General features: G+C 48.1%; 12 protein-coding genes. 8 read left to right on the forward strand and 4 right to left on the reverse strand.

Going from position 1 to position 12,352, the window contains the following annotated elements:
* The first annotated feature begins 22 nt into the window (after positions 1-22).
* The 4 genes from gcvPA (at position 23) to HP398_RS00375 (ending at position 4,917) form a co-directional block, all read left to right on the forward strand.
* Entirely contained in the window at positions 23-1,375 is a 1,353-nt protein-coding gene (gcvPA, locus tag HP398_RS00360) for an aminomethyl-transferring glycine dehydrogenase subunit GcvPA (RefSeq protein WP_017247971.1), read from the forward strand.
* Positions 1,368-2,837, forward strand: a complete 1,470-nt coding sequence (gene gcvPB / locus HP398_RS00365; RefSeq protein WP_017247972.1) for an aminomethyl-transferring glycine dehydrogenase subunit GcvPB — start codon at positions 1,368-1,370, stop codon at positions 2,835-2,837. The genes gcvPA and gcvPB overlap by 8 nt, the downstream gene beginning before the upstream one ends.
* Before the next feature lie 98 nt (positions 2,838-2,935).
* A complete protein-coding gene (locus HP398_RS00370; protein ID WP_017247973.1) occupies positions 2,936-4,015 on the forward strand; it encodes an undecaprenyldiphospho-muramoylpentapeptide beta-N-acetylglucosaminyltransferase in 1,080 nt (359 codons plus the stop codon).
* Positions 4,016-4,086: 71 nt separating this feature from the next.
* Positions 4,087-4,917 carry a lipoate--protein ligase family protein gene (locus HP398_RS00375; RefSeq protein WP_017247974.1) on the forward strand — a complete coding sequence of 277 codons (831 nt, stop codon included), beginning with the start codon at positions 4,087-4,089 and terminating at the stop codon, positions 4,915-4,917.
* A gap of 55 nt (positions 4,918-4,972) precedes the next feature.
* On the opposite strand, the gene dat is transcribed toward HP398_RS00375, so the two are convergent.
* Positions 4,973-5,824, reverse strand: coding sequence for a D-amino-acid transaminase (gene dat / locus HP398_RS00380; RefSeq protein WP_017247975.1), 852 nt, complete (start codon positions 5,822-5,824; stop codon positions 4,973-4,975).
* A 317-nt stretch (positions 5,825-6,141) separates the two neighbouring features.
* Here dat and HP398_RS00385 point away from each other — a divergent pair, with 317 nt between their 5' ends.
* Positions 6,142-7,479, forward strand: a complete 1,338-nt coding sequence (locus tag HP398_RS00385; protein ID WP_173621538.1) for a M28 family peptidase — start codon at positions 6,142-6,144, stop codon at positions 7,477-7,479.
* A 167-nt stretch (positions 7,480-7,646) separates the two neighbouring features.
* Here HP398_RS00385 and HP398_RS00390 read toward each other — a convergent pair whose 3' ends face one another.
* Positions 7,647-8,654: a hypothetical protein gene (locus tag HP398_RS00390; RefSeq protein ID WP_173621539.1), complete on the reverse strand. Its 1,008-nt coding sequence runs from the start codon at positions 8,652-8,654 to the stop codon at positions 7,647-7,649.
* Between the two features lie 156 nt (positions 8,655-8,810).
* Here HP398_RS00390 and HP398_RS00395 point away from each other — a divergent pair, with 156 nt between their 5' ends.
* The 3 genes from HP398_RS00395 (at position 8,811) to HP398_RS00405 (ending at position 10,955) form a co-directional block, all read left to right on the forward strand.
* Positions 8,811-9,374 (forward strand): NADPH-dependent FMN reductase, encoded by a 564-nt coding sequence (locus HP398_RS00395; RefSeq protein WP_173621540.1) that lies wholly within the window; start codon positions 8,811-8,813, stop codon positions 9,372-9,374.
* 99 nt (positions 9,375-9,473) lie between these two features.
* A complete protein-coding gene (gene mntR / locus HP398_RS00400) occupies positions 9,474-9,905 on the forward strand; it encodes a transcriptional regulator MntR (RefSeq protein ID WP_173621541.1) in 432 nt (143 codons plus the stop codon).
* Between the two features lie 120 nt (positions 9,906-10,025).
* A complete protein-coding gene (locus tag HP398_RS00405; protein WP_173621542.1) occupies positions 10,026-10,955 on the forward strand; it encodes a patatin-like phospholipase family protein in 930 nt (309 codons plus the stop codon).
* Between the two features lie 43 nt (positions 10,956-10,998).
* On the opposite strand, the gene HP398_RS00410 is transcribed toward HP398_RS00405, so the two are convergent.
* On the reverse strand, positions 10,999-11,358 hold the full coding sequence (locus HP398_RS00410; RefSeq protein WP_017247981.1) for an ABC transporter C family protein: 360 nt from the start codon (positions 11,356-11,358) through the stop codon (positions 10,999-11,001).
* Between the two features lie 36 nt (positions 11,359-11,394).
* Entirely contained in the window at positions 11,395-12,342 is a 948-nt protein-coding gene (locus tag HP398_RS00415) for a DUF1385 domain-containing protein (protein WP_017247982.1), read from the reverse strand.
* Positions 12,343-12,352 lie beyond the last annotated feature (10 nt).

Consider the following 12,352-nt stretch of genomic DNA (forward strand, 5'->3'; position numbering starts at 1 on the left):
TTTTTAGAGGAGGACAACGTCCGTGAAATACCGCTACCTGCCCCAAACTGATCAGGACAAGCGCGAAATGCTGGAAACTCTCGGCATTTCGAGTATAGAAGAATTGTTTGCTGATATTCCGGAAGAAGTACGTTTTAAAGGTGCTTTGAATATTCCAGAAGCACTTTCCGAGCCAGATTTGGTGAAGTATTTTACACGCCTCGCAAATACAAACGTAAACTTCAGCACGCATGTTAACTTTCTGGGTGCGGGTGTTTATCAACATTACACGCCGAGCACAGTCAATCATATGCTGCTCCGCGGTGAATTCTTTACCGCCTATACACCTTACCAGCCAGAAATCAGCCAAGGTGAGCTGCAAGCTATTTTTGAGTTCCAAACGATGGTATGTGAGCTGACTGGTATGGAGGTAGCGAACTCCTCGATGTATGACGGCGCGACTTCTTTGGCAGAGGCAGCGATGATGGCTGCAGGTCACACTGGCAAAAAGCGCGTAATCGTTTCCCGCGCTGTACATCCGGAAGCGCGTGGTGTTTTGAAAACATATGCGTATGGACAAAACGTTGAGCTGGTTGAAGTAGGTATCAACAGCGATGGCGTTACAGATACAGCGGCTCTGGAAGCGCTTGTTGATGAGAATACAGCAGCGGTCATCGTGCAGTATCCAAACTTCTTCGGAAACGTAGAGGATTTGGGAGCGATTGAACCAATTGCACACGGAAAAGGCGCACTGTTGATTACATCCTCCAATCCGCTTGCTCTGGGTGTACTGGAGGCGCCGGGCAAATTAGGCGCAGATATCGTAGTGGGCGACATGCAGCCATTCGGTATCCCAGCGTCCTTTGGCGGACCGCATTGCGGATATTTTGCTACAACCTCCAAACTGATGCGCAAAATGCCAGGTCGTATCGTCGGTCAAACGAAGGACGAAAATGGCAAACGCGGCTTTGTATTGACGCTGCAAGCGCGTGAACAGCATATTCGTCGTGAAAAAGCGACTTCCAATATCTGCTCCAACCAAGCGCTGCTCGCTTTGGCTGCTTCTATTGCCATGACAGCACTCGGCAAGCAGGGTGTACAAGAAATGGCGATGATGAACCTGCAAAAAGCTCATTACGCGAAGAATGCCCTGCAAGCAAAAGGCTTGGAGATCGTATTTACCTCACCGTTCTTTAACGAGTTCGTGGTGAAGCTGAACAAACCAGTTGCAGAAGTGAACAAAGGCCTGCTGGCTGCTGGAATCATCGGGGGCTATGATCTCGGACTCGACTACCCAGAGTTTTCCAATCACACCTTGTTTGCAGTAACTGAGCTGCGTACCAAAGAAGAAATCGACACATTGGCGGCTGAATTGGAGGCGATCACACGTGCGTAACGACCAAGAGAAAGCACTGATCTTTGAAATGAGCAAACCAGGCCGTGTGGGCTACAATTTGCCGGCATTGGATGTTCCAGAAGTAGAAGTAGCAAGCCTTTTGCCAAAGCACCTCATTCGCGAAACGCCGGCTGAGCTGCCAGAAGTATCTGAGCTGCAATTGGTTCGTCACTATACAGAACTGTCTCGTCGCAACCACGGGGTAGACAATGGCTTCTATCCGCTTGGTTCTTGCACGATGAAATACAACCCAAAAATCAACGAAGATGTTGCCCGTTACGCAGGCTTCGCGCAGACACATCCATACCAACCGGAAGAAACTGTACAGGGTGCTTTGGAGCTGTTGTACAACCTGCAAGAAGAACTGGGTGAAATTACTGGCATGGACGCAGTTACACTGCAACCAGCTGCTGGTGCTGCGGGTGAGTGGACAGGTCTGATGATGATCCGTGCCTACCACGAGAGCCGTGGGGAAGGACATCGTACCAAAGTAATCGTGCCGAACTCCGCACACGGTACGAACCCGGCATCTGCTGCGGTAGCTGGCTTGGATACCGTAACCATTGCATCTGACGAGCGTGGATTGGTTGACATTCAAGCACTGCGTGATGCGGTTGGTCCTGACACAGCTGCCTTGATGTTGACGAACCCGAACACACTCGGATTGTTTGAAGAAGATATCGTGGAAATGGCGAAAATCGTCCATGAAGCAGGCGGTCTCTTGTACTACGATGGTGCGAATGCGAACGCGATTTTGGGCATTGCCCGTCCAGGTGACATGGGCTTTGACGTGGTGCATCTGAACTTGCACAAAACGTTTACAGGGCCTCACGGCGGTGGTGGTCCAGGTGCAGGTCCGGTCGGCGTGAAAAAAATTCTCGAGCCATTCCTGCCTACTCCAATCGTAGCGAAAAAGGAAGACGGCAGCTTCTACTGGGATAGCAATCGTCCGGCTTCCATCGGTCGCGTAAAAGGCTACAACGGAAACTTCGGTATTCTCGTTCGTGCGTACAGCTACATCCGTACCATGGGTCCAGAAGGCTTGCTCCAAGTTTCCCAAAATGCGGTGCTCTCCGCCAACTACATGATGCGTCGTTTGGCAACGGCTTATCATCTGCCATTTGATCGCGTCTGCAAGCATGAGTTCGTCCTGTCTGGTGTAATCCAGAAGAAGCTGGGCGTACGCACGCTCGATATCGCAAAACGCTTGCTCGACTTCGGCTATCACCCGCCAACGATCTACTTCCCATTGATCGTGGACGAGTGCCTTATGATCGAACCGACCGAAACCGAGACAAAGGAAACGCTCGATGAGTTCATCGACGTCATGATACAAATTGCCCGCGAGTGCGAGGAAACGCCAGAAATCGTTCAGGAAGCTCCTCATACCACTGTGGTCAAACGTTTGGATGAAGCGACAGCCGCAAGAAAGCCAATTCTACGTTATCAACCACAAGCATAATTCTAGATTCCAGGAAAAGTCGCCTGTTGTTACGGGCGGCTTTTCTTTCCGATTGGTGCTATCATGGGGGAAGAAGAGGCAGGGAGGGTTCGGGCCGAATGAAGAGAAAGATTGTATTTACCGGTGGTGGTTCGGCAGGACATGTTACTGTGAATCTTGCGCTTATCCCCCACTTTATCAAGCTGGGCTGGGAAGTCGCCTATATTGGTTCTGCGACAGGAATTGAACGAGAGCTAGTCGCCAACCATCCGGATGTTCGCTATATTGGCATTTCTTCAGGCAAACTGCGACGATACTTTGATTGGAAAAACGTGAGTGACCCGCTGCGAGTCGTCAAAGGCATTTGGCAGGCGTCTCGCTTTCTTGGCAAATGGAAGCCGGATGTGATTTTTTCCAAAGGGGGCTTCGTCTCCGTGCCGGTCGTATTTGGGGGGTGGCTAAACCGTCTTCCTGTAGTCATCCATGAATCTGATCTGACACCCGGTCTCGCAAATAAGCTGGCTGTCCCTTTTTCCAGCAAGGTGTGCGTAACATTTCCAGATACGCTTTCGAAAGTGCCGAAAAACAAAGGGATTCACGTAGGCGCAGTGGTGCGAGATGAGCTGAAGCATGGGAGAAGAGAAGCGGGTCTGTTATCCTGCTCCTTTTCTACAAAGAAACCTGTCCTGCTCGTCATGGGAGGAAGTTTGGGAGCACGGAGAATAAACGAGGCGGTACGCCATTCGCTTACTGCTTTGCTCGAACATTTTTCCATTGTACATATTTGTGGCAAAAATCAAGTGGATGAAACGATTCAGGTGAATGGCTACAAGCAATTTGAGTATGTACAGGAGGAATTGCCCGATTTGCTGGCAATGGCTGATCTTGTCGTGTCTCGAGCTGGCTCCAATGCGATTTATGAGTTTTTAGCCCTGCAAAAGCCGATGCTCTTGATACCGTTGTCACGTGAAGCAAGTCGGGGTGATCAGATTTTAAATGCACAGTCTTTTAAAAGGCAGGGCTTGTGTCATGTTTTGCTGGAAGAAGAGCTAACGGCTGATCGCTTTTTTCAAGCGGTGAATGACTTGCAAAACAACAGGGAGTCCATCTTGCAGCGAATGCGGGAAGAGAATGAGAAGAAAACAGATTCATTGGCGCAGGTATTGGCCATTTTACAGGAAACAGCTCGCTCCAATTAGCCCATCAGAAGCTTGCCGTCCTTCGTGCCAGAAGCGTACAATGAAGGCGTTGTGAATGAGGAGGTACATAGATGGAACAGTGGCGCTATATCGTGACGGAAGCAATGTCACCCGCGATGAATATGGCAGTAGATGAAGCGATTTTGCAGTTACACAGTGAGGGCAAGGTTCCCCCGACCGTTCGTTTTTACACGTGGGACCCCGCGACACTGTCGATTGGTTATTTCCAAAAGGCCATCAAGGAAATAAACCTGGAGGAAGTTCAAAATAGAGGACTGGGCTTTGTTCGCAGAGCGACGGGAGGGCGTGCTGTTCTCCACGATCAGGAGCTGACATACAGTGTCATCGTATCCGAAGACCATCCGAAAATGCCTTCGAGTGTGACGGAAGCCTACAAAATCATCAGCTTGGGACTGCTGCACGGATTCCAGAACCTTGGACTCTCAGCGGAAATGGTCTCTTTGGCGAGTGAAGAGGAGAAGGAAAAGTACAATTCGCCAGGGTCATCCGCCTGCTTCGATTCGCCTTCTTGGTATGAGCTCGTTGTAGAGGGGAAAAAAGTAGCGGGAAGCGCTCAGACCCGACAAAAGGGCGTTATTCTTCAGCACGGCTCTATTCTGCTTGATATGGACGTAGATTTACTATTCTCGCTCTTGCATTTCCCATCGGAGCGGGTAAAACAACGGATGATCGATAGTTTCCGACAAAAAGCAGTGACGATCAACGAAGTAAGCCCACGGCCAATCAGTCTCCAAGAATCCATCGAGGCGTTCTCGAAAGGCTTTGCATCTGGATTGGAAGTGGAGCTGATCCCTTCAACGCTTACGGACGAAGAACTTGCGTTGGCAGAAGAACTCGTTAAGACGCGCTATGCCACAGACGAATGGAATCTGCGTCGTTAAACAATAAAGAAAAGCTCTCTCGGATGTATATGCATACCGGGAGAGCTTTTCTTCATTACACGAGTACACTTGTATTGATATGCTGTTCAAACAAATCTTGTAGCGTAAGTACGACAGGTCCTGGCTGTCCGTTGCCGACAGCGACGCCATCTACCGAGATGAGCGGCATGATTTCCGCAGTCGTGCTGGTGAGGAAGACTTCATCGGCTTGCTTCAAGAAAGCCATGTCGAATGCTTCTTCATGTACAGTGATGCCATTGTCCCGAGCCAAATCAATGACCACTTGGCGGGTAATTCCGTGCAGGATCAGATTGTCAGCCTGATGCGTATACAGCTCGCCATTTTTTACGACGAACAAATTGGAAGAGCTGCACTCTGTGATGACGCCGTTGCGGTGCAAAATTGATTCTTGGGCACCTGCATCCTTTGCGTATTGTTTGACAAGAACAGCTCCTAGCAGATTGAGCGTTTTAATATCGCAACGGAGCCAGCGGATATCTTCGACGAGTTGTGCTGTCCAGCCCTTTTTCATATCGGAGACAGGGCGGTCCTTGTGACGGACAAAGCCCATGATCACAGGCTTGATCCCAGACGGAATATCGTGAACACGCGGTGAGGCGCCACGAGATACTTGCAGGTAAAGGCTGGCGTCATCATTCTCCGTGATGTTGTTCTTGGCGATCAACTGATTCGCTAAATCTGTCAGCTCTTCTGCGCTCCATGGAAGCTCCATTTTTATTTCTTTGGCACTTCGAAACAAACGGGTAAGATGTCCATCCCATTGATACATGCGTCCCTTATAAATGCGTACTACCTCATATATGCCATCCCCAAAGTTATAACCGCGGTCTTCTGGATGAACTGCGACTTGCCCTTCTTCTACCCATTTTCCATCTACATACAGCATGGTACTTCCCCCTCAATGGATTCCAATCCGTTTCTTTCAAACGGTTTTTTATTGATTCCACCTTAGCAAAAGGGAAGGACATAGGTCAATTTGAAAGTCGCCTTTTCTTTATCAATAATTTTACAGAGAAAAGCACCTTTCTATTAAGAATTCATATGGAGGGAAGTCACTCGAAAAATCGACGTTTTGGGCAGAAGAAAGCGAAAGCTGTCCAGGGATGGCGCAGGATGAAGTTATTTGACTAACTATTCTGACTAGACTCTATTTGTCATAACCGCCCATAATAAATGCAAAGAGCGAAGGAAAGGGAGAATGCCATGCGATCAGTCCGTCATTATGCGCTATGTGCCTTGCTTGTCTGTGGAACGATATTTCCGATACCTTTCCTTTCACATCGTGCTCATGCAGAGGAAACGCAAGATTGGATCGATAGTGAACGCTTGTATAGCCATGTCGAGCAATTGGCGAGAACAGCTCGTCCACCTGCTACTGAAACGGAATTTGCGGCAGCTGTCTATGTGGAAAATACACTTCGATCTTACGGGTACAAGACCAAGCTCGATCCCTTTTCTTATTATACGTACCGAAAGCCTGCTACTCTATCACTGACGATAGAAGAATGGCCAGGTCAAAAATGGACAGTAAGTGGATTTGCTTTTGGGATCAATGGAACCGCGACAGCAGAGGTGGTGGATGCAGGCTTGGGAAGAGCGGTTGATTTTGCAAATGATGCATCCCGGGGGAAGATTGCCTTGGTCAAGCGAGGCGAGATTCCGTTCGGAGAAAAAGTACGCCAAGCAGCAGCTGCCGGAGCCGTTGCTCTTATCATCTGGAATGATCGAGAGGAAGGCTGGAATGCTTCGCTGGGCGAACCTTTGGATATCGCTGTTCCTGTAATAGCTTTGTCTAAGGCGGATGGCACGAAGCTCCAAAAACGCATCATGGACAAACGGCCCGTAAAGGGAAGCGTCAAGGTGGAAGGAGCCGTAAGCATCAAGCAAACCTCGTATAATATCGTGGCAAGTCGAAAGCCCAATCAAAACGACACCGGGCAGGTCGTCATGGTATCCGCTCATCATGATTCCGCTGGGTTATCGGTTGGGGCTAATCACAATGGCTCCGGTGTAGCAGCCTTACTTGAAATCGCGCGTAATATGGCTGACAAGCCGATCGATACGGAAGTGAGGTTTGTCAGCTTTGGTGCAGTTACATCGGGAAACAGAGGCCCGATTGCTTATGCGAATACCTTATCAGCCAAGGAACGACAAGCTATGATTGCAGCCTTCTATGTCGATGGTGTGGGCAGCCAAAAGGCAGAGCTTGTTGCAATCAATTCGCTGGGCAACGAAAATCTGCCAATCCAACTCCTGAGAGAAGCGGGGGCATCACCTTCCGAAAAGAATGGTACACGTGAACGAAACGGTGCAGTGAGCTCTTTGGCCGCCGCAGGTATTCCTACGGCACTTGTGACGAATGCAGAGACAGGACAAGCAAAAGAAGACTCCTTGGCGCAAATGGATTGGGAACAAACTACAAAGGCCACTAAGGCGGTCCTTTCAGCAATCCACAAAATTACGGCACAAACAACGCCAGCTTATCCGTTGAGTACTCCAAATGGGGTACAGCTGAAAGCGGAAAGTGAGGCTTTGCAGTAAACGTCTCCTTCGGGGGACGTTTTTCATTGTGGTAAAATGAGGGAGAGTAACCATGTGTAGAGGAGGCCTACGTGACGATGAGTCCGTTGAAATGGGTCCTATCATGCGAAAAAAGTGGCCAAGACTTTGTCTTGACCACAGGAGCTACGAGTAAACAATCAATCAGGTCAATGCTGATGCTTCCAAACGTACCAGCCCATTAAGAACATGCCGCAATAGGTCGTTGCACTGGCGATTGCAGACATACTCCACGGAACCACGAGTGTGAGGAGAGAGAATACCAAAACGGTAAGCAGCATGACGACAATCAATGGCAGCATTTGTAGATGTTGACGTGTCGCAATTGGATGTGTCAACGAGTAGAGTAGGGCTGCGACAATGACTCCACCATGCACAAGCGAGAGGATAGCGAGAAGCCAATCGCCACCCGTCATCATTTGAACCAAAATTTGTTTGATAGGCAGTATAGATGAGTGTGCATCATGCCAATGGGCAAGAAGGATAGCTTGACCTAAAAACGTGAACAAAAGGAAGATTCCAGCTCCGATGATTGCCCCCATCCGAACAGTTCGCTCATGGGACGCACGGACTGCCAGAGGTAGAGTCGTGGCCAAGCTGATAAGAAAATGCAAAGCAAGGAAAAATACGGCGTGAATCAGCCAGTTCACATTCATTTGATAACCTAAGCTCGGTATTGGGACATGGGATTGTGCGCTGAAAATCAATCCGAATAATAGTAAACCGATGGATAGAGATATGGCTGTTGCAGTGACAATCCATCTCCAACGATTTATGATAAAGAAGATGGCTGCAATGGTCATAAGGATGAACCAGAGAGGAGAGAGCTCCTCCAAGAGGGAATCTGCCTGTTGGCCAAGCATGACTCCTGTATAGCCCAATAGCAGAATGTGGGTGATTACAGATAGGCTAGAAGCGAACGCTTCGCCACACAATACGTAGTACAGCTCGTACAGGGAGCGAATTTGCTTGCGATGGCAAAAGGTCAACAGCTGGACGCCGAACCATCCGAGGCCAAGAGCCGCAAGTGCAATGCCTATTGTCCCCCAGGAACCGAAATAAGTAAAAAAGCGTAACCACTCATATCCACCCAAGTAGAATCCACCTAACGCAGACCCTGCAAAAAGCACGGCGATATGCCAAGCAACTTTGTCCATAGGCATCATCCTCACTTGCAACTTGGTACAAGTGTATGTGACAAACAGGTCTGTTCAGAACAGACGATATTAAATAAACATAAATGTTTACAAAATATACTTAATGGAATATAATGATGATCATACCAGTATTTAGATTATCGATGGGGTGAAACCATGAAAATTGTAGGAATAGCCGGAAGCATGAATGCCAATTCTACGACAAAACAAGCGATTCATATTGTACTCGAAGCAGCGAAGGCTGCAGGTGCCGATGTTGAAATGATTCATCTCGCGGACTGGAAGCTGCCGCTGTATGATGATCGTGATGATACCAGTACGTACCCTGAAATTGTCCATCAATTTGTCAAAACAGTTTCCGAAGCGGATGGACTTGTGATCGGTTCGCCTGAATACCATGGCACAATGACAGGTGCTTTGAAAAACGCCATTGACTTCCTGGAAGGGCGCATTTTGCGTGACAAGCAGGTTGCCATCATTGGCGTCGCTGGGGGAAGCATGGGTGCTACGAACACGGTCAACACCTTGCAGTTAATCATGCGCAACCTGCATGCATGGCCGTTGCCATCTAGCCCTTCCATCCCAAGTGCTTACAATGCCTTTACACCAGAAGGCAAGCTGAAGGATGAGCGTTTGCAGGCGCGCATGGAGCAGTTGGGTCAACAACTCGTACAATATGTCCAAATGATGAACCCAACACCAGAAAAACAGCTGCGATAGGTACTTTTCTCTTGCAAATGGTTCTCATTACACGGTATGATATTTCTACGTGCCTTTTTTGGCTTGATGAAATAACGGTTTGGAAATGAGGGGTTCACAATGCCGCCGACGCCGAGTATGGAAGACTATTTGGAACGCATTTACAACTTAATTGAAGAAAAGGGCTATGCTCGTGTCTCCGATATTGCTGAAGCGTTAGAAGTACATCCCTCTTCGGTCACGAAAATGGTTCAGAAGCTAGACAAAGACAAGTATCTCGTTTATGAAAAATACCGCGGGCTTGTCTTGACGCCAAAAGGGAAGAAAATCGGAAAACGCCTAGTGGACCGTCACAGTCTTCTAGAAGAATTTATGCGGATCATTGGCTTGGATGAAGAGCATATTTATCAGGATGTGGAAGGAATCGAGCACCACCTGAGCTGGGAATCGATTACATGCCTGGAGTATCTGGTTCAGTACTTCGAGTCAGATCCAAAGCGTATAGAAGAGCTTCGTAACATTCGTTTGTTAGATGAGCAAAAAGAGGAATAGTCTATATCGTTATCGTATTATAGCGCAAGCCGACCAGGCTTGCGTTTTTCTTTGTGGTAACGGAAAAGCTGTCGTCTTATACATGGAAAATGGGGAGGAATTTTAGGGAGGGGAAACAAGGTGAAAGCGGATGCAGTCTTTGAAGGTGGCGGCGTAAAAGGAATCGCTTTTATCGGTGCCTTGCGAGTCATGGAGGAGAATGGATACACATGGGAAAGGCTCGCTGGTACCTCGGCTGGCTCCATTGTTGCAGCTTTGCTTGGCGCAGGCTATTCAAGCCATGAGTTGAAACCGATCTTTGAAGAGCTGGATTACCTTCACTTTCTCAAGCGCTCAGGGCTGGGCAGGCTCCCTCTCATCGGACCAATCTATGAACTAGTCGTGCGGGAAGGGGTTTATCGAGCAGATCGAATCGAGTTGTTCATAGAGAAGTTGTTACAGCGAAAAGGAGTACGAACATTTGGAGATCTTCCTCCTGGTAAGCTGAAAGTTGTCGCTTCTGATGTCACTGACGGAAAAATGCTTATATTTCCCGACGATTTGGCACGGTATGGTGTAGAACCAGATCATTTTCCTGTGGCACGAGCCGTTCGTATGTCTTCCTCTATTCCGTTCTTTTTTCAGCCCGCAAAGCTGACAAGTGCTGGACATGTGCACTACATCGTCGATGGCGCATTATTGAGCAACTACCCCGTGTGGTTATTTGATGTAGAGGGGACTCCCCGGTGGCCGACAATTGGTTTTCGCCTGAGTGATGATCCAAACAAGAGAGAAGCGACCAGTATCAAAGGTCTTTTTTCCTTCTCTCGGGGATTACTGGCGACTATGCTCGATGCCCATGACCGTCTGTATGTGGAAAAGGCAAAAGCCGTTCGGACAATTTTCATTCATACATTAGGGGTAAGGACAACCCAATTTCAGATGTCAAAAGAAATGAGGCAGCGATTGTTTGAGTCAGGGGAGGCAGCCGCTCACAAATTTTTGGCACAATGGGATTTTGAAGATTACGTAAAAGTGTTTCGCAATAGCTCTCCGAAAATGCTGGTGTGAAAAATAAAAACAGGTCGCCGATTCAGGCAACCTGTTCTTGTTTTTAGTGGGAGATATTATTTTGCGATTTTTCGTCTTGTTTCTCTTTTTGCTTTCCTTTGCTGCCCTCGATCACACGAAACGGATGATCTTTTCTCGGGGTAGTCGACTGCTTTTTCACTGCTTGCCGACCTATGGAGGGCTTTGGCTTCACCTTGACCTTTGGCTGTCTAGGTTTGCCAGAGCCTGCGCCTTGTGAAAAGAAGGAGCCGGTTTGTAAATAGTTGCGCACGACCAAGAAAAGTACAACGGATAATCCCAAGATGATAATCGTACTAACAGGGTCATTGATGAGTGTGATCAAAAATCCGTAAATCGCTAATACGATCACTATCAGAATCACTGGTGGAATGCGGCGTAACATAGGGCTTCACCTCTATGGGAATAAAAATGCCTCACGCTATCCGGTCGTAACCATTCTTTCCTGCACGTGCTTCTGATCAAGCTCCCGCATCTTTTGGAATGAAGCGATGGCTACCTCGACTTGGCTGTCATCTGGTTCACGAGTCGTGATCTTTTGCAACCACAATCCTGGATAACCAAGGTAACGTAGGACTGGTACATCACGGAGCTTGTTTGTCCACTGCAAAACCTCGTAAGAGACGCCGATTACCAGTGGCAAAAGAACAATGCGTTGTACGACCCTCTCCGTCAGGGAGTCATAACTGAACAGTGAGTAAATCACGACACCGACGAACACTGAGAAAATGAGAAAACTGCTACCGCAACGATAATGCAGAGCGGAAAATTTTTGTACATTGGCTACTGTTAATTCTACCCCGGATTCGAATGCGTTAATCACTTTATGCTCGGCTCCGTGGTATTGAAAAAGCCTTTTAATCAACGGAGCTTGTGCAATCGCTGTAATGTAGCCGAGGAGGAGCAAGATTTTAAATCCGCCTTCAGCCAAGGTTTGAGGAACGCCATCCGGTACCCATTTTCCGAGTAAAAAGTCAGCCAGGAAAACGGGAACGAGTGTAAATACGAATTTCCCGAACAGGAAGGAAAGTACCCCGACGACAGCAACACCTAAAATCATAGTGAGCTTCGATGGACTTTCAGATACTTCTTCTCCAGACTCCATACTGTATTGTTCAGAGGCGAAGTTGAGATGTTTGGCCCCATTGGCGCTGGCTTCGACCAAACCAACAATCCCACGCACAAACGGAATCTTTTTCAGCGTAGTAATCCATTTATATTCCGATCTTGGGGATTCAAAATACTCAATTTCATGATTTTTTTTGCGAACAGCCGTAACAGTCATGGTTTTGCCACCGAACATAACACCTTCGATGACGGCCTGACCGCCGTAGCTAGGTACGTTTTGTTGCGCCAATACAATCACCATCCTTACCACT

The organism is Brevibacillus sp. HB1.4B (assembly GCF_013284285.1).
Taxonomy (GTDB): Bacteria; Bacillota; Bacilli; order Brevibacillales; family Brevibacillaceae; genus Brevibacillus; species Brevibacillus porteri.